This window comes from Salinispira sp., assembly GCF_059431795.1.
The window spans coordinates 21,766-42,989 of sequence record NZ_JBXWXS010000002.1; the positions used below are offsets into that span (position 1 = coordinate 21,766).

Consider the following 21,224-nt stretch of genomic DNA (forward strand, 5'->3'; position numbering starts at 1 on the left):
TGGGTTTTTTTGTGCCTGCCGGATTTTTCCTTCATCCCCGAAGGAAATGGAATATGCAAGCGAATACTTCTCATGCCGCGGCCGGATCTCAGGAGCCGGATATTCACCTCAGCCTTCAAGTTCTGCCCAGGGTTGATGATGAACGTCTCTATCCCGTTATAGATAAGGTGATCGCCCACATTGCTGCCTCAGGATTTAAAAACTGGGTGGGCCCCATGGAGACCACCATCCAGGGCCCTCTTACAGCCCTTTTGAACCTGGTAAAGGAAGCTCAGCAAATCTGTGTAAAAGAAGGTGCCGAGAGGATCGTTTCCTACGTGAAAATCGATTATAAGACCCGGGGGGTGGCCTATGAAGAAAAAATGGCCAAGTATTCCTGATTCCCGGCTCCTGCGCTTTCTGCTGCCCGCCGGAATTCTGCTGATACTGATTGCACTCTGGCAGATGCTCTCGCCTCTGCTGCCCCCCTATGTTCTTCCCAGCCCCGTTGCCATCGTGGGCTCATTTGTCCAGGTGTTCCCCACTCTCATGGAGCATTCGGTGAGCACCCTTCATGCTGCGGGGCTGGGACTGCTCATTGCGGTGGGAGCCGCCCTGGTATTCGCCCTTCTCATGGATAGTCTGACCCTTTTCTACCATCTCTTTTACCCCATGGCGGTTGCAAGCCAGACCATTCCCCTTATTGCAGTCGCCCCGCTTTTTATTCTGTGGTTCGGGTTCGGGATCGTGCCGAAAATTCTTGCGGTGGTACTGGTATGCTTCTTTCCTATTCTGGTGAACCTTTTGAAAAGTTTTACCGCCCTGGACAGGGATTACATTGAATTAATGAAGAGCATGGGTGCAGGAAGGCTGCAGATCTATCGGCATGTAAAGCTTCCCGGTACTCTGCCGGCGTTCTTTGCAGGAATGCGGATAGCTGCAACCTATTCCATTATGGGGGCGGTGATCGGCGAATGGCTGGGGGGAAGTTCGGGGTTGGGAGTGTATCTGATCAGAAGCCAGAAATCGTTTGCCGCCAGCAGGGTGTTTGCCGCAATTCTGATGATCATGCTTCTCAGCGCCGGCTTTTTTCTTCTGGTAAAGCTGATGGAATATCTGTTTCTGCCCTACCGCCGTGAAAACGGAACTGCCCAACCTGCGGCGTGAGACATATGAGCCAGAAATACATGAAATGTAGACAAATGAAATATAGATACAAGAACACAACTGGTGGGTTCACTGGCCGCCCCGTTTTCCAAAAATGGGGAGCAATTTTGGAAAACAAAGCACTACACCCAATGCAAGCATGCAGCATGGATCTGCAAAAATTATAAGGAGTAAAGATATGCGAAAAGACACATATCGACACATCATTGTTGTATTAATAGCAGTTATCGTTTCCGCGTCCCTCTGGGCCTCAGGGAGCAGCGAAGGATCAAGCGCCCAAACTTCCGGAGATTCTACCGAACCGGAAGAAATTGTTCTGACCCTGGACTGGGTGCCCAATACCAACCATATCGGGGCATATGTTGCCCGTGATCTGGGGTTTTTTGAAGAAGCCGGCCTTGATGTTGAAATCATTCAGCCCTCGGAGGCCAGTGCGGAGAGTCTGGTGGCAATCGGCAAGGCCGATTTCGGATACTCCTACCAGGAATCAGTCACATTTGCCCGGACCGGTGAGGATGAACTGCCTGTTGTTGCGCTGGCGGCGGTTATTCAGCACAATACATCGGGTTTTGCCTCCCCTGCAGACAGGGGAATAGAAACCATCGCCGATCTTGAGGGGAGGACCTACGGAGGCTGGGGATCCCCGGTGGAAACCGCCATGCTGGAAACCCTTTTGGAGGGGGAGGGGCTGTCCCTGGACGATATCACTTTGCTGAACAGCGGCTCTGCGGATTTCTTTGCTGCAACCGACCGGGAAGTTGATTTTTCCTGGGTATTCGAAGGATGGACCCTGGTGGAAGCGGACATTCGGGACGTTCCTCTCAACTACCTTGATCTGGCTCAGTTGAATGAAGTGTTCGACTACTACACTCCGGTAATTATCGCTTCGGAAGCTCTCCTGGATGAGCGGGGGGACAGCGCCCGGGCGTTTCTGTCCGCACTTTCCCGGGGATACCAGTATGCGGTGGAAAATCCTGAAGAAGCAGGAACACTGCTGGTAAATGCGGTTCCAGAAATTCCCGCAGAGCTGGCGATTCAAAGCCTTGAGTTTCTGAAGGATGAATTTATTGCGGAAGCACCCCGATGGGGAGAAATGCGCAGCGTTGTCTGGAGCAGGTATGCGGATTGGCTCCATGAAAATCAGCTGATCAACACTGAGCTGGATGTTGAAGCGAGCTTTACCAATGAATATCTCCCGAAGTAATTCAGCTAATCCGGTCCCGGGCATTGAAGTCCGGGATCTGGATTACTACTACGGCGGACTGAAGGTACTGGAAAATATTCACCTTTCGGTTGCCAGGGGCAGGTCGGCCGCCGTACTGGGCCCCAGCGGCTGCGGCAAAAGTACGCTTCTCCACATTCTCGCGGGACTTCTGAGCCCCGAGCAGGGAGAGGTGCAGTTTCAGGGCAGAAGCGTACTGAACCGTCAGGGCTGGATCAGCTACATGCAGCAGGATGATCTGCTTCTTCCCTGGAAAACCGTCGCGGATAATATCGCCCTACCCCTTATTCTCAAGGGGCAGAAGGCCCGGGAAGCCCGGAGGAGCGTTCTTCAGCAGCTGTCCCAGTTCGGTCTGGAAGGCTTTGGTCACCATTTTCCCGATCAGCTGTCCGGCGGTATGCGGCAGAGGGCCTCGTTCATGCGCAGCTGCATGTTCCGCCAGGATTTTTTCCTGCTGGATGAGCCCTTTTCCCGTCTGGATTATCTTACCCGAAGCAGAATGCATGAGTGGTTTCAAAACTACGTGGAAGAGCATCAGCCCGGCTATATTCTGGTCACCCATGATCCCGAAGAAGCACTTCTGCTGGCGGATGAAATTATCCTTCTCAGCAGCCGTCCAGCCCGGGTCATTGAACGCTTTCGTGTGGATCATCCCCGGCCCCGGAGCCGTGAGTTGATTGCCCGGGAGCCCATGCAGGAGATTCTCAGGACTATCATTGCCAAAGCAACCTGATTTTCGTAAGATACATGCATGACACTCCAGTCGGGCAGACTATCACAGGTAAAAATATATATGATCGGCGTCAAGGGTACGGGAATGGCCGCCCTGGCCGAGCTTCTGGTTCATGAAGGTGCAGATGTATCCGGTTCCGATGTGGCGGATGAATTTTATACTGATGCCATTCTGAAAAAAAACGATATTCCGGTGTATCAGGGATTCGATGCTGATCAGGTTCCATATGATGCGGAACTTATTGTGTATTCTTCTGCATATGATCCCAAGACCCATCCGGAGCTTCAGCGGGTTCTCACTCTGGAGCTTCCCATGATGGAATACTCCACGGCCCTGGCTGCCTACGCCCAAAGCATTCCGTTTGCGGCAGTGGCGGGTGTGCACGGAAAAACCACCACCACCGCCATGATCGGCACCATGATCCGGCAGCTCAAACTTCCCGCCAAGGTATTGGTGGGAAGCGGAGTGAGCAATTTCGGCGGCAGCCCCACCTACAGCGGGGGGAACGATTTTTTTGTTGCCGAAACCTGCGAGTACCGCCGGCACTTTCTGAATTTCAGCCCCCAGGTGTGTCTGATCACCAGCATTGAAGCGGATCATCTGGATTATTTCGAAAATGAAGCGGATGTGCGTTTTGCCTTCACCCAGCTTATGGAAAAACTTCCCCCCGGGGGAACCGTGGTCTATTGTGCCGACGACCCCGGCGCAAAACAGACTGTTGAAGCCTACGCCGCCGGGAATCCCGGATTGAACTTCATTCCCTACGGATTCAGCTGCACAGAAACGGAACTGAGTCATCTGAGAAGCTACCGGATTAGCAATCACCTGGTTGAATCGGGAGCTCAGAGCTTCACCCTTGAACGTATTCCCGGCACCCAAGCGCCCATCCAGCCTGAATGGGGCGGGGCATATGTGGACCCGGAGCCTGCCCGGAGAGATATCAGTCTCCAGTATCCCGGGGTTCACTCGGTGCTGAATGCCGCCGGGGCCCTTGCTCTCCTGGAGTCCATAATCTCCCTGGGAGGAGAAAGCGCGGGGAGCATACCCTTCGCCGACCTGGCGGACGCCCTGAGTCTGTTCACCGGCACCACACGGAGAAGCGAAGTTGTGGGTCAGGCAGGAGGGATCACCATCATTGACGACTACGCCCACCATCCCCGGGCGATCGCCGGCACCCTTGAGGGATTCCGGGAGTTTTATCCGGGCAGGCGGATCGTAGCCGATTTCATGCCCCACACCTATAGCAGAACCCATGCCTTGAAGGATGAGTTTGCAGAGTGTTTTACGGCTGCGGATGTTCTGATTCTCAACGATATTTATGCATCCGCCCGGGAAGAGAACAGATGGGGGATCAGTGGCAAGGATTTTGCAAATGCGGTCTCCGCTCATCATCCGGAAGTTCACTATCTCCCGGATTTTTCCCAGGCTGCTGATTTCGCGGAAAAACTTCTGCAGCCCGGGGATTTGTTTGTTACCATGGGAGCCGGGGATAACTGGCAGCTAGGTCGAATGCTCATGGACTCCCTTCGGGACCGGAGCGAAAAGGGCTGATTTTCTGCTTCCCTTTCGTATCCGGTTTCGTATTCGGACCGGTATGCCAATGCCGCCGGGATCTATGCGCCATGCCCTTTTCCGGGTACCCCGGCAGCCAGACAAGGAGTTTCAATGATTCACAGTATGACCGGCTATGCCGGCAGGGAATACAGCAGCGAACGTCACAGCCTGAGCGTGGAAATCAAGGGATACAACAATCGCTACCTGGATCCCCAGATATCCCTTCCCTCGACTCTTGGCAGGCTTGAGCAGGAGCTGCGGGATGAACTGAAAAAGCATATCAGCAGGGGACGGGTTGAAGTATATATCCGCCTCCAGTCAGACTCCGAACAAACACGGGTGAAAATTGACGACTCCCAGGCGGAAGCCCTGGTTGCTGCGATGAAACGGCTGAAACGGCAACACGGATTAAAACACAATCCATCCATTTCCGATCTCATGGCCTTTGAAGGAATTATAAAACTTGAAAAGCAGAGGAGCGGGGAAGAAGTGCTCCCTATAATACGGAGCACATTCTCCCAGGCACTGAACGATTTTAATGCCAGCAGGCAGCGAGAGGGAGAGACCACCGCCCGCGATATTATGGAACAGCTGGAGCGCTTCCGCGGTTCGTTTCAGATAATCCGCCAACAGGAATCCCGGATTGAAGCCCATATTAATACCCAGCTTCGCAGCCGGTTTCAGGAAGTTCTGGGAGATCAGGTGGAAGAAGACCGGATTCTCAGCGAATTGGCCGCACTTCTTGTGAAGCATTCCATAAACGAAGAGATTAGCCGTCTGCTGGCCCATATCCAGCAGTTCAACGATGAATTTGCCCAGGGAGGGGCTGTGGGCAAGAGACTGGATTTTCTCTGCCAGGAGATGAACCGGGAGACCAACACCATTGGTTCCAAGAATCTCTTGAAAGAAATTTCCGCAGCGGTTATCGACATGAAAGATGCTCTGGAAAATATCAGAGAACAGCTGAGAAATATTGAATAGGTTCCCTAAAAGAAGGAACAGAGCATACCGCATATTCCCGGTACCTAGGTCCCGGCAGCGGCATTTGCAGAGGGCGATCCCCGGCACAGGTGACATATGAAAAAAATCGAAACATTACGGAAATCCATACAGGGACAGGATATTTGCATTGCAGTCTCGGGGAAGAGCGGCTGCGGCAATACTACCACCAGCAGTCTCATAGCTGAGAAGCTTGGGCTTACACTCATTAATTATACGTTTCGCAGTCTGGCGGAAGAACGGGGTGTCTCCCTGAAGGAAATTATGGCCCAGGCTGCAGCCAGCGACGAAATCGACCGTATCGTGGATCGGCGGCAGGTTGAGCTTGCCGAGCAGGGCAACTGTGTTCTGGCGTCCCGGCTGGCAATATGGCTTACCAGGAGCAGCGCAGACCTGAGTGTATATCTTCATGCACCGGATGATGTACGGGTTCAGCGCATTCATCAGCGGGAGGGTGGAGAAATAGCTGAAATTCTCGAATTTACCCGGGAGAGGGACAGGCAGGATCACGAACGCTACTTGAAGGTCTATAATATAGATAACGATTCGTATGAATTTGCGGATTTGATCCTGGATGCAGGTTCACACACCCCCCGGCAGCTCCTCGATCAGGTGGTTGATGAACTTCTCAGGAGATTCGGACCCAAAAAGGAGAGACTATGAATCAGGCCGTCTGGTTCGGAATTCTCATGCTGTTACAGCTGAGCGCACAGGATGCGGGGCTGTCCTCCGCACTTTCACAGAGTCTTTCAGACAGTTCATCAGATAGACAGACGTTTGAGCTGGATGTGTATATTAATTCTACGCTTCAGTATTCCGGTTCCATCCGGGGTACGGCGGCGAATGGGGCGATCCGGGGAGAGGAAGGCCTGCTGGGCAGATATGAATCCTCGTCGAATTTTCGTCAGGTATATCTGGTGTTTCCCTCCATGAATCTTCCGACAGCGGGCGAAACTCCGGGGATCTCTACCGGGAATGGGATGACACAAAGGGATTCCGCCCCCCGGGCTCCTTCCGGTCCATACGCCCACGGTTCCATGGCACCCCTTTTGTTCGACTTGACTCCTGCATTGGCGGGACGGTCCCTTTCTCCGGGAAGTAACGGTATTTCCATTCCCCGGGGATATTCTGTGCCGGCGGATCTCGGGGAAGAGAGTTCTCCCATGCCCTCCCGGGAGAGGGAGGACGTTCCGGAGGACAATAAGTCGGAGAATACCGGGCAGGAAGACAATGAGTCGGACGACGCCGGACGGGAAGACAATGAGCCGGAGGATACCGGGCAGGATGTTCCGGATCCCTCCTGGATACTCCGCCGGGGAGCGGAGCGCCTCAGTGCTTCCAACCCCTCCCTGGGCGTATTGGTGATTCTGAATCTTCCCCGATAGGAACCGGTCAATCATGGGATGTTTTTTGTATGTAGAAGTAGAGGTGAATCCGGCAACAGTTCTTCGGATTGCCGTGAAATCTGTGGCACGTGAAGCAGCGAGGTTATGATGTCAGATCCAACAAAGGTACTGTTTGTCTGCACTGGAAATATCTGTCGCAGCCCTTTGGCTCATGCGGTTTTCCAGAATATGATCCACAGCCGGGGTGTGCAGAAGGAGTTTGAAGTGGAGTCCGCGGGAACCCACGGCTATCATGTGGGTGAGAACGCAGACCCCAGAATGCGAAGCACCGCCGCCCGGCGGGGGGTTCCCTTTTCCCACCCTGCCCGGAAGCTGATCCAGTCGGACCTGGAGTATTACGATGTGATATTCGCCATGGACCGAAGCCATTACGATAGGCTCATGCATATGGCTGCATCCGCAAAAAACCCGGCGAAAATCCATATGTTCAGGGAGTTTGATCCCCTGGGAGATGCTGCCATGGATGTTCCCGATCCCTATTACGGCGGTCAGAACGGATTTGACGATGTGTTCGATATTGTTGAGCGCAGCAGTGAAAGACTTCTTGATGCATTGAGATCCGGAGAGACTGCGGGGCGGAAATGAGTACCTTTCGCCTGGAAGATGTGTCTGAGGGACTGGATCCTCGACTGCAATTCACCTCACTGGCCGAGGCGCTAACACAGCTATCCAACGACGCAATTTCGGATCCCGGTGAATGCCGCAGCCGGGATCTTCACGGAGGCTGCATTAATCGGGCCGTGGTGCTCAGCCACGAATCCCTTCCTCCTGTTGTATATAAGTATCAGTCCAGGGCCGACTCCTCCCTGTTCCGGGCCGAGGCCCTGGGACTCCAGGCTCTGAAAGCCTGTGCCGCTGAAGCGGGGTGCAGCAGCCTGATCGTCCCCGAAGTGTACGGGGTAATGGATACCGGAATTCTCATTTCTTACATTGAATCCGGTCGTCCCGGATCAGATCAGGCATGGGAATTCGGCGCCCAGCTTGCAACCCTTCAGAGTCTGGAGCTCTATTCCCGGCTTTCCAAAACTCCGGGAAAGGGCGGTTACGGGTTTTTCCAGGATAATTATATCGGACTGAGTCCCCAGAGCAACGGGGTCGAAGCGGACTGGGTTGAATTTTTTCGCGTACACCGTCTGGAGTATCAGCTGGAGCTTGCCCTCCGGGGGGGATATGCCGACTCCTCCCTCGAACGGCGCGTAAAACAGCTGACGGCCCGGCTTGGCGACTTTCTGCCCCAGCACCCCCGGGCATCCATGCTTCACGGAGACTTATGGTCGGGCAACTACTTGTTCAGCAGCCGGGGGGAAGGGGTGCTCATTGACCCTGCAGCATATGCGGGGCATAACGAAGCTGACCTTGCCATGACCGAATTGTTCGGCGGTTTTCCGTCTGCATTTTACCGGGGCTACCGGAATGTACTCCCTGTGGAGAAGGAGTACGAGACCCGGAGAGATATTTATAATCTGTACCACATGCTGAATCATCTGAATTTATTCGGCGGCGGATACCGCTCATCTGTTCACGGCATTCTCTCCCGCCTGGGGTTTTAATATCTGATGCGGCAAGCAGCCGCTATTTAGAGCCGCGTAAGGATTTCATCCTTTTTTGCCTGATATTCTTCAGGGGAAATAAGCTTGCGATCCAGCATCTTCTTCAGACTTTCCAGCCTCTGCACCAGTTCATCTGATTCCCCGGGAGAGCTTTGCTCTGTTCTGTGTCCACCCAAAGCTTCTTCCCCCCGGTTCATGGCGCGGTCGGTGACAGCTGGGGCGGAATCATGTTCGCTGCTTTCGGCCGAAGCTTCGCCTGTCTGGTTTGCATACACCATTCCTTCAATCCGGGTGTCGTAAATTTCCAGTCCCAGGGGGGCGCATGAGCGTTTCATAACATCTTCAAGCTGTAGGGAAAGTTCCTCCCTGGATTCATTGAAGTCGGTATGACTCAGATCTGCTGTTTTTAAAAAGTTGCCGATAATATCCGGCATTCGTCCGGTCATGGCATTCCGGAAACGGGAGAGGGAGTAAATTCCGATATCCTCCCCCAGGTTCACAAAAAAACTATCGGGTTTTACGAGTTTTACCCGGTAGCTCCCGAAGAGTCTGATCCTCAAGAGCCTGCCTTCCCGCGGTTCTTCGTACCTGAGATACTTGCCGCTGTTCCAGCTCTGAGGGGGCAGTTCACCGGTGCGTGCGAAGAAGAGGGCGGGGGGGGATCCGTTTACTCCCTCTTCCCCGGAAGCATCGTTCAGTGCTCCCTGCACCTTTTCCCAGAATTCGCTCCCGTTCTCCTGAAGATCGTAGAGGCCGGGCTCCTCCAGGATTGCCGTGCACACCGAATTATGAATGCACATAAGGCTTTGTCCCGGAAGGATACGAATCTGCTTTATCTGTGCAATTTCCCGGGCTGAGCCGCTCCAACGAAAAAAGAGTACGTCATTTCCCGGGCGTATCCATTCAACGTTTGAATCGAATCTCTTTTGCAGAGTAGAGCTTCTGTGCATCCTGCCTCCGAAACCGCATCCCATTCTATTTCCAACGTTCCCTGAAATAATGACGGATAAGGTTCAATACATAGTTTAATGCCATAATACCTGCTATGGCAAATCCCGCCAATCCAATTACCGGGACTCCTTTCCAGAGGGGAGGCAGTCCGGAAGAGAATATCAGGGACGAACTCACCAGCACCGCAGTCAAAATTATGCCGTATATGAGCCTGGAGCCAAGTTCGTCCAGGGTCTTCCGCAGGGGCTCTATGCCTTCGATTTTGAATAGAATTCCCAGACGGCCCCGGCGCAGCTGACGGAGAATATCTCTGCTTTCCCTGGGAAATGCTTTTACCAGAGAGGCGTAGTCGCTGGTAACTTCAATCATTGCCCGTCTTGCCCGTTTGGGGTTGAACTGTTGACGCAGAACTTTTCGAACCACCGTACTGATGAGGCCTGCAAGAGTAAAGCCCGGCTCCACCTCTTTGGCCACACCGTCGATGGTGATAATTGCCTTGTTCATGAGAAGATACTTGCTGGGAATGATGAGCTGATGATTACTGATAATACGGAATATTTCCTGTACTGCGGTACTCACCTGGATGTTTTCCAGCGGAAGGTTGATGTACTGATCGATTATTTCGAATAGATCGGTGCGGAAGGCATCGCCGTCCACATCTCCGCTGTGCCCCACCAGGCTTAGTACAATTTCTGCCAGACGCTCATAGTCGTTGCTGGTCACAGAAATAATGGCCTGGTGCAGCTGCTCCTGTTCGCTGGGACTAATCTGCCCCATAATCCCGAAATCCAGAAAACAGAGGCGGCTGTCGGGGAGTACCAGGATATTTCCCGGATGAGGGTCCGCATGGAAAAATGCATGAATGAATACCTGGTCGATAATTGCCCGGCTTCCTTCCCGTGCAATCCGGTGCCGCTCCTCGGCGGAAAGTTGATCCGATTCCCTCAGCAGACCGGTGAGTTTTTTCCCGTGAACAAACTCCATGAGAAGCACTTTCTCCGTACTGATATCAGGATAGACCCGGGGCACCTTAATGCTCTTGGAATTCCGAAAATTTCTGGAAAACCGGATAATATTCTGGGCTTCAACCCGGAAGTTCAGCTCCTTTCTCAAGGTTTTGGCGAATTCCTTCACCAGGTTCACCGGCTGCAGAGGTCGGAGAGCCGGAATGTAGTGTTCCACCTGAGTGGCAATCCAGAGGAGAATGGAGATATCCTCTTCGATGATCTGCCCGATCCCCGGCCTCTGAATTTTCACCGCCATTTCGCCGTACCCGCCGATGCTTACCCGGTGCACTTGGGCGATGGATGCGCTGGCCTGGGGCTCATCTTCGAATTCAAGAAGGCGGTATCGGGAGCCAAGCTCCTCCTTCAGGATTTTTTTGGCCTCCTGTGAGTCTATGGGAGCTACATCATCCTGTAGACGGCTCAGCTCGCGAATATAGGGTTGGGGAATAATATCCTTTCGAATGGAGAGCAGCTGACCGAATTTGATGAATGTGGGTCCCATCTCTTCAATTGCCAGGCGGATCCGTTCCGGACGACTCTGCCCCGTGCCCCTCCCGGGTTTGAGTTTTTTCAGTCCCCGTGGTCTGATGTGTATGGAGGAGAGCCAATCCTTGAAACCGTAGCGTACGAGAATGCTTACAATATCTGTAATGCGCCGTGCTGGTCGTCTCATATTCCCAATATACACTGTTTCGTCCTTATATGTGACACATTTCCTGCCGATCTGTGTTTCAGATACAGGAATATGAAACGTGACCACAGGGGAAACACATTGTTCCGGGGAGGAAATTTATGGAAAATAGAAATAGAAGTAACAAACGGCTGCGTGTTTTCGCGCTCTGCCTTGTATTGCTTTCAGCGGCAGCTCCGATTATGGCCAATGGAGGAGGGGGCATATTTTACGCGGTGAACAGTCCTTTTGCCGATAGCCTGGGCAATTCGGAATTCCAGCCCCGGGCTCTTCAGCAAAGCGGTGGGTTCGGATACGGTATTGATCGGGACGGTACGAAAATCGGCGGATTCGGGCTGAGTTTTTTGGATGCCAGCAGCAATGAGGCGGCCGGAGGCTTTGGAGGCATGCTTCTTGGATCATACAGTACCATCGGCCCATTCAGTTTCGCAGGGAACGGAATGCTGGGGATCGGCGGTCTGCATCTTCCGGGGCTGCTGGACAATGGTGGAGCCCTCTCCTTTCTGGGGCAGCTGGACCTTGAGTTGGGTTTTCCGGTTACCGACTGGTTCCAGATCAGTGCGTTCGCAGGGGTGCAGTTTCTTCTTCCGGTCACTTCTGCGTACAAAGGCAGCATTCATTACCCTATGATGGGGTTGCGTCTTACCTGGGGAAGTTTCCGTTGAACCTGAGCTGAGCTGGACTTCTGAGGATGTCCGGCTCTATTACTTTGCCGCAACGACAATCTGACATCCGATTGCAATTCGCCTGCATTTTTAGTATCTATTTCCCATGAAGCAGAAAACAATTGCGGAGACCCGGGAATATCTTGAAGAAATGGCCGAGGAGTTGAATGCTCTGGCCGAAATGGACCAGATGGAGATGTACCGCATGCTCACTGAAGTGGGTAATGAGATTCCCTCCATCCCTTCGGAGGAAAAGACCGAGGAAAACTACGTCCAGGGCTGCATCTCCAACGTGTATGTGGCGGAAAACATTCAGGATGGTCATATAGAGTTTCGGGGGTCCAGCGACGCCATGGTTGTACGGGGCTATGTATCTATACTTATTCAGGCTCTCAACGGTTTGAGCATCCGGGATCTTCTGAATGAGTCCGAACCCCTGGTATCAAAATTCGGAGAAGATACCAATATCAGGGCCAACCTCACCCCCAGTAGGGCCAACGCATTCGGAAATATCTATGCCCTCATGCGGGAAAAGGCAAAATCAGCCGGCTGATTTCAGTTTCCCGGGCTTGAAAAACAGAAAGATAATTCCAGCCACAACAAGAGCCAAACTCAAAGGAATGCTCCAAAATCGCTGCATTCCCAAAAGGCTTTGGTCCACCCCGTTGAAGGTGATGCCCGCAAGACTGTTCCCCGAGAATCCGGCAAATCCGGTGAAAACCATCGCTATATACTGATGAACCGCAGGTCTGTCCCCGGGACTGGTCTTTTCATCCACGAAGATGGTCAGAGCGGTGTAAAACATGGCAAAGACCGGTCCGTTCATCCCTATGGCCAGTATCACCGCAGGAAGCGCTCCCCCATGGGATCCGGTTGCGATCAACAGCAGCACATATCTGAGCACCAGAAACAGAGCGCCGGTAATAATGCCCCTTCTGAACCCCAGCCTCCTAAGCAGAGGTTTGAGCATCAGCAGCATGAAAATTTCTGTTGCCTGACCCAGACTCAGGATGGGCATAAGAAGGGACTCGGGGATTCCCATGAAATCCAGGTGGGGCCCGGAGCCGAAGATATAATATCTGTCCAGCATGCCTCCCAGAAAATAGCAGAGAATTAATACCCTCACCACAGGAGAGGCGAGGGTGCCCAGGGCACCCTTTTCTTTCCTGGTTTTTTCGGAAAGATTGTCCGCGGCGGTACTTCCGGCAAGCCGGGCGGCGGGATGAGTCCCTCCATCCGCTCCCGGCAGCATTGCGGCCAAAAGGGTGAACAGCAGTGAAGCTGCGGCCGGAAGGGTGAAAATCAGCGAAAGGGAGCTGGAAATTCCCGGCAATAGCCGGACCATTGCGCCGTTGGTCCAGCCCGCCGCCATCCAGCCGATGGTTCCCCAGACCCGAATGCTGCCGAACGCCGATGGATCGCTGAGGCGCTTGAATGTGACTGCGTTCATCAGGCCTACTGCGGGACCGAGAATCATATTCAGTGCGAAAAATGAAAGAAGCATACCGGTAAAACTGCGTTGAACCGAGGTGAGCAGCAGCAACGCCCCGCCTGCAATATAAATAATAATGAGCAGCCGTCGCTCGCTGACCATTTTGCCTGCCACCCTCCCCACCAGAATCGGGGAGATAAGCATGGAAATCTGGGAAACTGAGATTATCAACCCCGCCTGGCCTCCCCCCAGTCCGAGAAACCGGGTAAGATAAAGACTGATGAGGGGGTTGAACGATCCCACCACGAAGAATTGCAGAAACATTAGGCTGGAAAGGAGAAGTCGGATCATGTCATCCTCCCGGGATAGTGGGCGTTGATGGCTTCGGTGGATCCCTGCATAAAATACAGTTTTGAAAGAGTGTCAGTTGACAAAGAGATTCCAATTTGCTACATTCTGCGAGCATTTTCAAGCCATGCCTCTGTAGCTCAGTCGGTAGAGCACCACCATGGTAAGGTGGGGGTCATCGGTTCAAGTCCGATCGGAGGCTCTCTGGATGATTTTTTCGAAGGGCCGGTGCCAATCCGGTCCTTCGCAGCATTGTCCGGGACACAGGCCTATAGCTCAATTGGCAGAGCGTCGGTCTCCAAAACCGAAGGTTGTAGGTTCGATTCCTACTGGGCCTGATCGTTATCTGCGCCGGGAACCGACGGCGCCTACGGGTGATAAACTGTAAGAATTGAGCAAAATACCCCGAGATCGGCTGATTACAGCAGTGATTCCGGGGATTTTTTGTAGAGGGAAAGTACATGAAACGGATTATTCAGTTTTTTAAGGACAGTATCGCGGAGTTGAAAAAAGTTGTATGGCCTACACGTGAAGAAGTTGCTTCCAATACCCGTGTTGTTCTTGTGTCCATAGCTCTTTTTGCGATCGCGCTCGGTGTGGTGGATTTTGTTCTGGCCAATCTGGTTGATCTGATTTTCTAGAACCTGCGGTGTTTCTATCCCCTTGGGGGTGCTGTTTTTCGGACGGGTTTTTGAGGATCAGGAGGTTATATGGCCAAGAGTTGGTATGTTCTGCATACGTTTTCCGGACATGAAAACAAAATTGAGAAGACAATCCGCCGGATGATTGATGACGGTGAGTTCGGGGAAGCTGTGAACGACATCAAGGTGCCTTCGGAGAAGGTTGTCGATGTAAAAGACGGTAAGCGGAAAGAGCGGATGCAGAAAGTGCTCCCCGGCTACATTCTTTTGGAAATGGATCTTCCCGACCTGGGGTGGAAGCCCGTTTGTTCAAAGATCCGCAGGATACAGGGGGTAACCGGTTTTGTGGGTACCAGTCCCAGTGCCAAACCCCAGCCTATAAGTACCGAGGAAGCACGGAATCTCCTGGCTCGAATGGGTGAAATTAAAGGCGATTCAAGCTACCGGCCCAAGCAGACCTATGTTGTCGGGGAGACGGTACGGATTATCGATGGTCCCTTCGAGTCATTTACAGGAACCGTTGAAGAAGTTCAGGACGAAAAAAACCGGCTGAAAGTGATGGTGGGGATTTTCGGACGGAACACCCCTGTGGAAGTTGAATATCTTCAGGTTGAAAAACTCTAAACGTGAGGAGGCAATTTCATAAATCAGCGATTTTGGAAATTGCCAAGACTAATAAAAATCATATACGGAGAGTCCGGGATTCCGGACTCTTCGCATGAAATATATGCTGCCGTAGGCAGTAATTAATCTGGTGGGAGGGCATGCATTGTGTGTGCCCGTTAATACCACGAGGAGTGTACATGGCTAAGAAAAAAGTCACTGGCATGATCAAGCTTCAGGTGCCTGCACAGAAGGCCACGCCGGCCCCTCCAGTGGGTCCGGCCCTTGGACCTCACGGTGTGAGTGCGCCTCAGTTTGTTCAGCAGTTCAATGATGCTTCAAAAGATGTGGAAGCGGGACTGCTGGTTCCTGTTGTAATCACCGTATACGCGGACAGAAGTTTTTCCTTCGAAATGAAGAGCCCCCCGGCTGCCGTTCTGATCAAAAAAGAGATCGGTTTGTCCTCAGGATCCGCCGAACCCCACAAGGTGAAGGTGGGTAAAATTACCCGGGATCAGTTGAAGAAGATTGCCGAGATGAAGATGGCGGACCTGAATGCCAACGATATCGATGCGGCAATCAAGATTGTAGCCGGAACAGCCCGTTCAATGGGCGTAGAGGTTGAGGGGTAATATATGAAGCGAGGAAAGAACTATAGAAACGCCGTAGCCGCCTATGATAAGACACAGCAGTACAGCACGGAAGAGGCGGTGAAAATCATCAAGGAACATGCGTTCGCAAAGTTTGATGAAACTGTGGAACTCTCCATGAAATTAAATGTGAAAAAGAGCGCCACCATCCGGGATACCCTGGTGCTTCCCAATCAGTTCAAGAGTGAGAAGAAAATTCTTGTTTTTGCAAAGGGAGACAAGGCGCAGGAGGCCAAGGATGCGGGAGCGGCATTCGTAGGTGATGATGATCTGATAGCAAAAATCAAAGACGGCTGGCTTGATTTTGATGTTGCCGTTGCAACCCCCGATATGATGAAAGATGTGGGTCGACTTGGACCCATTCTTGGCCGTCGGGGTCTCATGCCTAATCCCAAAACCCAAACGGTAACCTTCGATGTTACCGCAGCAATTAATGAACTGAAAAAGGGTCGTGTGGAGTTCCGTTCAGACAAAACCGGGGTAATTCACCTTGCGGTGGGTAAGGTATCCATGGAGCCGGCTGCCCTGGCGGAAAACATCAATGTGGTAATCGGTGAAGTTGAGCGCAAGCGCCCCGCCGATACCAAGGGTGATTTCGTGAAGAGCCTGGCAATTTCATCCACAATGGGTCCCGGCGTAAAGCTTGCCCAGAGTGCAGAATAAGGGAGGGCTGATTAAATGACTGAATACGTAACACGAGTAAACAGTGCAAAAAAAGAGGCTGTTCAGTCTCTCAAAGACAGTTTCAGCGGGGTGAATGATTATATTTTCACCGATTACCGCGGGCTGACCGTTGAGCAGATCACTGAGCTGCGGACTAAACTCCGGGAACTGGATGCAGAGTATCATGTAATCAAGAACAATTTCGCAAAGCTGGCGTTGAAAGATATGGAAATGCCGGTTGTTGACGATTATCTTGTGGGTCCTACTGCAGTGGCTCTAACCCGGGATGAATCCGGTCCTGTTGCCAAAGAATTGCTGAAGCTTGCCAAGGACTGGCCTTTGGAAGTGAAAGGCGGTATAGTGAACGGCAATGTTTTCGATGCCAACCAGGTTATTGAGTACAGCAAGCTGCCCACACGTATCGAGCTTATTGCAATGCTTATGGGTACAATGAATGCGCCAGTGCAGAACTTTGTATACGGTCTCAACGGAATTGCAACCAAATTGGTTCGCACCCTGCAGGCTGTGGCGGATCAGAAGTCCGGGGAGTAATTTCCGGCGGCCGTTATCCGGGGCTGCAATATGGGCTGCGGGCGGCGTAAAAATGTGAGAAAGCGGCGTTAGTCTTCTTATTGCAAGAGGTGCTATGCTATCGCCGTTAAAAAAACTATATTACAAAAGGAGAAGATAATATGGCACTTTCTACTGAAGAAATTCTCGATGCAATTGCAAACATGACCGTTCTGGAAGTTTCCGAACTGGTGAAGGCTATGGAGGACAAGTTCGGCGTAACTGCCGCTGCTCCCGTTGCCGTTGCTGCAGGTCCTGCAGCTGGAGGCGCAGCCGAAGAAGCTGCTGAAGAGCAGACTGAATTCACTGTTAAGCTTGCCGGAGCTGGAGAAAAGAAGATCAACGTTATTAAGGCAGTTCGGACCATTGTTTCAGGTCTCGGCCTCAAGGAAGCAAAAGAGCTGGTTGAATCCAACGGTGTCATCAAGGAAAATGTTTCCAAAGATGAAGCTGCTGAAATCAAGAAAACTCTTGAAGAAGCTGGTGCTACTGTCGAAGTTAAGTAAGGGGACTGTGTCCAACGAAATCGACAAGCGACTGGAATTACAAGATTCTCACCGTAAGCTCACTGCGGGTAAGGCCTGCATTGAGCCTGCGGTGCTTCTGTGTCTACAGAGGATGACAGTGGTGTAACCCGAGCAATTTTATAAGTCCCGGAGACAGGATGTTTCCAGGATTTTTCAAATTGCTTTGTAATGGAGGCTTTTTTGGAAATGTATTCTGAAAGGGGCTCACTATAGGGTCTAAATCAATATCTGTCTGTATTAGCGGCGGTTAGTGGTTTCTAAAGGCTTTGGTAGTTTCAGTTTTTGAAATTACCTCAACCATTGATTTGGCGTTAAAAATAGACGGACATTTACAGCGAACAACTACCTGGTGCGGGGGAACTGATGTTTAATCGAAATACCGAAATCAAACGAACCGAGGTTGGTACTTCCAAGGGAACCGTAATGGAATTACCGAATCTCGTGGATATCCAGCTCTCATCATATGAGAAATTTTTGCAGCGGGACTGGATGGTCCAGGGGAATAATCCGAATTTACAGGGACTGGAAGAGGTGTTCCAGACCATCTTTCCCATCGAAAGTCAGGCCGGCGATATGGTTCTGGAATATGATCATTATACCCTGGATGAAGAGAATATCAAGTTCAATGAAGCCCAGTGTAAGGCCAAGGGTCACACCTACGCGGTACCCATTAAGGCAAAGATCAATCTTCTGTTTACTGAAACCGGGGAAATCCGCCAGAAAGATATTTACATGGGAGATATTCCCATTATGACTGACCGGGGCACCTTCATTTATAACGGTGCCGAGCGGGTGGTTGTCAGCCAGATTCATAGAAGCCCCGGGGTGATTTTCTCCCATGAGAAGGGGGTTTACAGTTCACGGATTATTCCCTACCGGGGGTCCTGGCTTGAGTTTGAAATTGATCAGAAAAAAGAGCTGATTTTTGCCAAAATCGACCGGAAAAAGCGGATTCTCGGTACATTGTTTATCCGGGCGTTGGGATACGATACCCGGGAAAAAATTATTGACCTCTTTTACCGTCTCAAAACCGTAGCTGTGGAAGATACCGCCGAGTCCAGAGATTTCCTGCGTGGTAAGGTTCTTGGACGGGCCGTCTATGTGGAAGACGGTGAGGAAAGCAAAAAGCTTTACAAAGCCGGTGAGAAAATTCACCCCCATGATGTGGATGAACTGATCCACTCCCAGGTAAGCAGCATCGAGATAATCGATGATGAAAACTCCGAGAGTCTTCACTCGGATATTATTCTCAACTGTTTTGAACGGGAAGAGAGCAAGCACACCAAGGAAGACGGTCTGGACGAACCTTCCCACGAGGCTGCGCTGTCAGCGGTGTATGCGGTAATTATGCCCGGCGAACCCATCACCATAGAGAGCGCCGAGAAAGACTTTAATTCCATGTTTTTCACCTCCCGCCGTTACGACCTTGGAAGAGTGGGGCGCTACAAACTGAACAAGAAATTTGACTACGAAGACGCTCCTGAAGAGCATGTTCTCACCAAGGAAGATATTGTTAACACCATGGGATATCTGATCAAGGTGTACATCGGCGAAGCCAACGTGGACGATATCGACCATCTCGGAAATAGACGTGTCCGCTCGGTGGGTGAACTTCTGGCAAACCAGATGAAGACGGCCTTCAGCCGGATGGAGCGGATTGCCAAGGAACGGATGAGTCTGAAAGAAATTGAAACTATTAAGCCCCAGGATCTGATCTCTATTAAACCAGTTGTTGCTGCGGTGAAAGAGTTCTTCGGTTCTTCCCAGCTGTCCCAGTTCATGGACCAGGTAAACCCCCTCTCGGAGCTTACTCATAAACGCCGCCTGAACGCATTGGGGCCCGGAGGTTTGAGCCGTGATCGTGCCGGCTTTGAAGTCCGGGACGTACATTATACCCACTACGGGCGGATGTGTCCCATCGAAACTCCTGAAGGTCCGAATATCGGTCTGATTGTCAGTCTTGCGGGCTATACCCGAGTGAACGACTACGGCTTTCTCGAAACACCCTACCGGAAAGTGAAAGACGGTAAGGTAACCCAGGATATTGAATACCTCTCCGCCATGGACGAAGAGAAGTACTTTATCGCCCAGGCGAACGCCAATATAAACGATAAAGGTGCATTTGTTGACGAACAGGTTTCGGTGCGGAAACAGGGCGACTATACAACCCGTCCCCCGGCAGACGTGCAGTACATGGACGTATCTCCCAAACAGGTAATCTCCGTATCTTCAGCACTGATACCCTTTCTTGAGCACGATGACGCGAACCGCGCACTCATGGGCTCAAACATGCAGCGTCAGGCTGTACCCCTGGTGAGCCCCGAACCTCCTCGAGTTGGAACGGGAATGGAGTTCAAGACCGCCTATGACTCGGGTGTACTGGTGAAAGCGAAGCGCGGCGGAGTTGTGAGCTATGTGAGCAACGCACGGATTGAAATTACTCCCGAGAAACCCGCGTTTGACGGCGACAAGGATGTGTATGAGCTGATCAAATATCAGCGTACCAACCAGGATACTTGCTATGTGCAGAAGCCCATGGTCGCCTATAAGGATAAGATTATGAAAGGCCAGGCAATTGCCGACGGCCCCTCCACGTTCAAAGGTGAAATGGCTTTGGGCCGGAATATTCTTGTGGGATTTGTTCCCTGGAACGGGTACAACTACGAAGACGCCATTCTCATCTCGGAAAAAGTGGTGAAAAACGATGTGTTTACATCGGTGCATATTAAAGAGTTCACCATTGAGGTGCGGGAAACCAAGTTGGGACCTGAAAAGATCACCCGGGATATTCCCAACACGTCGGAAAAAGCTCTGGATCAGCTGGATGAAGAGGGAATTGTACGGATCGGTGCCAAAGTCGGCTCGGGGTACATTCTCGTGGGTAAGGTGACGCCGAAAAGTGAAACCGAAACAACCCCCGAGTTCAAACTGCTGAACTCCATCTTCGGTGAAAAAGCCAAGGAAGTGCGGGATACCTCTTTACGGGTTCCCCATGGTACCGAGGGCACCGTTATCGACGTTCAGCGGATGCGCAGAAGCGAAGGGGACGATCTTTCTCCCGGTGTGGAAGAGGTTGTGAAGGTTCTGATTGCCACCAAGAAGAAGCTCCAGGAAGGGGACAAGATGGCCGGTCGCCACGGGAACAAAGGGATTATCGCCCGGGTACTTCCCGAGGAAGATATGCCGTTCATGGCCGACGGTACGCCTCTGGAGCTGTGTCTCAATCCCCTGGGGGTACCCTCCCGAATGAATATCGGTCAGCTGCTTGAAACCATGCTGGGCTGGGCCGCCGTTGAGAACGATGACTGGTACACGACTCCCGTGTTCCAGTCCGCAACAGGTGAGGAGATCTCCGGTCTTCTTGAAAAAGGCGGGCGGCCGGGATCATCACAGATTACCCTCTATGACGGACGAAGCGGCGTAGAGTTCGAAAACGATGTAATGGTTGGGTATATGTATGTGATCAAACTTCATCATATGGTTACGGATAAAATGCATGCACGTTCAACCGGACCCTACAGTCTGGTTACCCAGCAGCCGTTGGGCGGTAAGGCACAATTTGGTGGACAGCGTCTGGGAGAAATGGAAGTGTGGGCCCTGGAAGCATACGGTGCGGCGAACACGCTGCAGGAGCTTCTTACCATCAAATCCGACGATATGAACGGAAGGGCGAAGATCTACGAAAGCATAGTTAAGGGCGAACCCGGCACAACCGCCGGGGTTCCCGAATCCTTCAACGTACTTGTACAGGAGCTGCGGGGTCTTGCCCTGGATGTATCAATTTACGATTCGAAAGGTAAGCAGATTCCCCTCACTGAGCGTGATGAAGAGCTGATTAACCGTCAGGGAAGCAATTTCTAAGGAAG

Annotated in this window: 22 protein-coding genes and 2 tRNA genes; 21 read left to right on the forward strand and 3 right to left on the reverse strand. The window is 52.0% G+C overall.

The window, feature by feature from the left end:
• Positions 1 to 53 precede the first annotated feature (53 nt).
• The 10 genes from AC52PS_RS00610 (at position 54) to AC52PS_RS00655 (ending at position 8,610) form a co-directional block, all read left to right on the forward strand.
• Entirely contained in the window at positions 54 to 380 is a 327-nt protein-coding gene (locus tag AC52PS_RS00610) for a thiamine-binding protein (protein ID WP_495561087.1), read from the forward strand.
• Positions 352 to 1,146 carry an ABC transporter permease gene (locus tag AC52PS_RS00615; protein WP_495561088.1) on the forward strand — a complete coding sequence of 265 codons (795 nt, stop codon included), beginning with the start codon at positions 352 to 354 and terminating at the stop codon, positions 1,144 to 1,146. Before AC52PS_RS00610 ends, AC52PS_RS00615 begins: the two co-directional genes overlap by 29 nt.
• Positions 1,147 to 1,324: 178 nt before the next feature.
• Positions 1,325 to 2,350, forward strand: a complete 1,026-nt coding sequence (locus AC52PS_RS00620; protein WP_495561089.1) for an ABC transporter substrate-binding protein — start codon at positions 1,325 to 1,327, stop codon at positions 2,348 to 2,350.
• Complete coding sequence (locus AC52PS_RS00625; protein ID WP_495561090.1) at positions 2,331 to 3,101, forward strand: ABC transporter ATP-binding protein; 771 nt, start codon at positions 2,331 to 2,333, stop codon at positions 3,099 to 3,101. The genes AC52PS_RS00620 and AC52PS_RS00625 overlap by 20 nt, the downstream gene beginning before the upstream one ends.
• An 18-nt stretch (positions 3,102 to 3,119) precedes the next feature.
• A complete protein-coding gene (gene murC, locus AC52PS_RS00630) occupies positions 3,120 to 4,652 on the forward strand; it encodes a UDP-N-acetylmuramate--L-alanine ligase (RefSeq protein ID WP_495561091.1) in 1,533 nt (510 codons plus the stop codon).
• Between the two features lie 114 nt (positions 4,653 to 4,766).
• Entirely contained in the window at positions 4,767 to 5,636 is an 870-nt protein-coding gene (locus AC52PS_RS00635) for a YicC/YloC family endoribonuclease (RefSeq protein WP_495561092.1), read from the forward strand.
• Between the two features lie 96 nt (positions 5,637 to 5,732).
• Positions 5,733 to 6,317 carry a (d)CMP kinase gene (cmk, locus tag AC52PS_RS00640; protein WP_495561093.1) on the forward strand — a complete coding sequence of 195 codons (585 nt, stop codon included), beginning with the start codon at positions 5,733 to 5,735 and terminating at the stop codon, positions 6,315 to 6,317.
• The gene (locus AC52PS_RS00645; protein ID WP_495561094.1) at positions 6,314 to 7,039 is read left to right on the forward strand and encodes a hypothetical protein; all 726 of its coding nucleotides are present in this window, start codon (positions 6,314 to 6,316) and stop codon (positions 7,037 to 7,039) included. The genes cmk and AC52PS_RS00645 overlap by 4 nt, the downstream gene beginning before the upstream one ends.
• 108 nt (positions 7,040 to 7,147) lie before the next feature.
• Positions 7,148 to 7,645, forward strand: coding sequence for a low molecular weight protein-tyrosine-phosphatase (locus AC52PS_RS00650; RefSeq protein WP_495561095.1), 498 nt, complete (start codon positions 7,148 to 7,150; stop codon positions 7,643 to 7,645).
• Positions 7,642 to 8,610 (forward strand): fructosamine kinase family protein, encoded by a 969-nt coding sequence (locus AC52PS_RS00655; RefSeq protein WP_495561096.1) that lies wholly within the window; start codon positions 7,642 to 7,644, stop codon positions 8,608 to 8,610. Before AC52PS_RS00650 ends, AC52PS_RS00655 begins: the two co-directional genes overlap by 4 nt.
• 26 nt (positions 8,611 to 8,636) lie before the next feature.
• Here the strand turns inward: AC52PS_RS00655 and AC52PS_RS00660 are convergent, their stop codons facing one another.
• Entirely contained in the window at positions 8,637 to 9,560 is a 924-nt protein-coding gene (locus tag AC52PS_RS00660; protein ID WP_495561097.1) for an SPFH domain-containing protein, read from the reverse strand.
• A gap of 25 nt (positions 9,561 to 9,585) precedes the next feature.
• Complete coding sequence (locus tag AC52PS_RS00665) at positions 9,586 to 11,241, reverse strand: ABC1 kinase family protein (RefSeq protein ID WP_495561098.1); 1,656 nt, start codon at positions 11,239 to 11,241, stop codon at positions 9,586 to 9,588.
• A gap of 119 nt (positions 11,242 to 11,360) precedes the next feature.
• Here AC52PS_RS00665 and AC52PS_RS00670 point away from each other — a divergent pair, with 119 nt between their 5' ends.
• Positions 11,361 to 11,924 (forward strand): hypothetical protein, encoded by a 564-nt coding sequence (locus AC52PS_RS00670; RefSeq protein ID WP_495561099.1) that lies wholly within the window; start codon positions 11,361 to 11,363, stop codon positions 11,922 to 11,924.
• Between the two features lie 106 nt (positions 11,925 to 12,030).
• Positions 12,031 to 12,477, forward strand: a complete 447-nt coding sequence (locus AC52PS_RS00675; protein WP_495561100.1) for a SufE family protein — start codon at positions 12,031 to 12,033, stop codon at positions 12,475 to 12,477.
• Here the strand turns inward: AC52PS_RS00675 and AC52PS_RS00680 are convergent.
• A complete protein-coding gene (locus AC52PS_RS00680; protein WP_495561101.1) occupies positions 12,466 to 13,707 on the reverse strand; it encodes an MFS transporter in 1,242 nt (413 codons plus the stop codon). The genes AC52PS_RS00675 and AC52PS_RS00680 overlap by 12 nt on opposite strands.
• 126 nt (positions 13,708 to 13,833) lie before the next feature.
• Between AC52PS_RS00680 and AC52PS_RS00685 the strand changes: the two genes are divergently transcribed.
• The 9 genes from AC52PS_RS00685 (at position 13,834) to rpoB (ending at position 21,219) form a co-directional block, all read left to right on the forward strand.
• Positions 13,834 to 13,906 (forward strand) — tRNA-Thr (locus AC52PS_RS00685).
• A gap of 63 nt (positions 13,907 to 13,969) precedes the next feature.
• A tRNA-Trp gene (locus AC52PS_RS00690) sits at positions 13,970 to 14,042 on the forward strand.
• Between the two features lie 123 nt (positions 14,043 to 14,165).
• Positions 14,166 to 14,345, forward strand: a complete 180-nt coding sequence (secE, locus tag AC52PS_RS00695; RefSeq protein WP_495561102.1) for a preprotein translocase subunit SecE — start codon at positions 14,166 to 14,168, stop codon at positions 14,343 to 14,345.
• A gap of 69 nt (positions 14,346 to 14,414) precedes the next feature.
• Positions 14,415 to 14,969: a transcription termination/antitermination protein NusG gene (gene nusG / locus AC52PS_RS00700; RefSeq protein ID WP_495561103.1), complete on the forward strand. Its 555-nt coding sequence runs from the start codon at positions 14,415 to 14,417 to the stop codon at positions 14,967 to 14,969.
• Between the two features lie 179 nt (positions 14,970 to 15,148).
• Positions 15,149 to 15,580 carry a 50S ribosomal protein L11 gene (rplK, locus tag AC52PS_RS00705; RefSeq protein WP_495561104.1) on the forward strand — a complete coding sequence of 144 codons (432 nt, stop codon included), beginning with the start codon at positions 15,149 to 15,151 and terminating at the stop codon, positions 15,578 to 15,580.
• 3 nt (positions 15,581 to 15,583) lie between these two features.
• The gene (rplA, locus tag AC52PS_RS00710; protein WP_495561105.1) at positions 15,584 to 16,261 is read left to right on the forward strand and encodes a 50S ribosomal protein L1; all 678 of its coding nucleotides are present in this window, start codon (positions 15,584 to 15,586) and stop codon (positions 16,259 to 16,261) included.
• Between the two features lie 15 nt (positions 16,262 to 16,276).
• Positions 16,277 to 16,813 carry a 50S ribosomal protein L10 gene (gene rplJ, locus AC52PS_RS00715; protein ID WP_495561106.1) on the forward strand — a complete coding sequence of 179 codons (537 nt, stop codon included), beginning with the start codon at positions 16,277 to 16,279 and terminating at the stop codon, positions 16,811 to 16,813.
• A gap of 140 nt (positions 16,814 to 16,953) precedes the next feature.
• Positions 16,954 to 17,337 carry a 50S ribosomal protein L7/L12 gene (rplL, locus tag AC52PS_RS00720; RefSeq protein WP_495561107.1) on the forward strand — a complete coding sequence of 128 codons (384 nt, stop codon included), beginning with the start codon at positions 16,954 to 16,956 and terminating at the stop codon, positions 17,335 to 17,337.
• 384 nt (positions 17,338 to 17,721) lie between these two features.
• Positions 17,722 to 21,219: a DNA-directed RNA polymerase subunit beta gene (gene rpoB / locus AC52PS_RS00725; RefSeq protein WP_495561108.1), complete on the forward strand. Its 3,498-nt coding sequence runs from the start codon at positions 17,722 to 17,724 to the stop codon at positions 21,217 to 21,219.
• Positions 21,220 to 21,224: the final 5 nt, after the last annotated feature.